This is a genomic window from Duganella vulcania (genome assembly GCF_009857655.1).
Taxonomy (GTDB): domain Bacteria; phylum Pseudomonadota; class Gammaproteobacteria; order Burkholderiales; family Burkholderiaceae_D; genus Rugamonas; species Rugamonas vulcania.
Genome location: NZ_WWCX01000276.1, coordinates 1 through 670, shown reverse-complemented (window position 1 = coordinate 670; position 670 = coordinate 1). Strand labels below are relative to the sequence as shown.

Sequence of the window (670 nt, the reverse complement as noted above, 5' to 3'; positions counted from 1 at the left end):
CGCACAATGGCAGCCAGGCCGACCTGGCCACGTGGTGGAGCCAACAGGCCGACGCACTGCTGGTGCAGCTGATCGAATCGGCGCAGGCGGTCAGCCCGACCATCGCCACGGCCGGCTCGCGCATCGCGCAATCGCGCGCCGAGCGCGTGGCCGCCGGCGCCGCGCTGGCGCCATCGCTGGACGCATCGGCAAGCGTCAACCGCTCCAACCAGCAATCGACGCTGCCGATGGGGACCACCTCGCAGGCGGCCCTGCAGGCGTCGTGGGAGATCGATCTGTTCGGCGGCAACCGCGCCGCGCGCGATGCGGCGCAGGCGCGCCTGGACAGCGCGCACGCAGGCTGGCACGACGCCCGTGTGTCGGTGGCGGCCGAAGTGGCCAACCAATACTACGGCCTGCGCGCCTGCGAGCAGCTGCTGGCGGTGGCCAAGCAGGATGCCACCTCGCGCGCCGACACCGCGCGCCTGACGGAGCTGAGCGCCAAGGCGGGCTTCCAGTCGCCGGCCAACCTGGCGCTGGCGCGTGCCAGCGCGGCCGACGGCAACAACCGCTACATCACGCAACGCGCCGCCTGCGACGTCAACGTCAAGGCGCTGGTGGCGCTGACAGCCGTCGCCGAGCCTGAGCTGCGCCGCAAGCTGGCCGACGGCGCAGCGGCGGCCGCCCGCGC

General features: G+C 73.6%; 1 protein-coding gene. It reads left to right on the top strand.

All coding sequences use genetic code 11. The features are described 5' to 3' along the window. Window positions 1–670: TolC family protein (locus tag GTP90_RS35955; RefSeq protein WP_161087953.1), on the top strand; the 670-nt coding region annotated here is incomplete at both ends.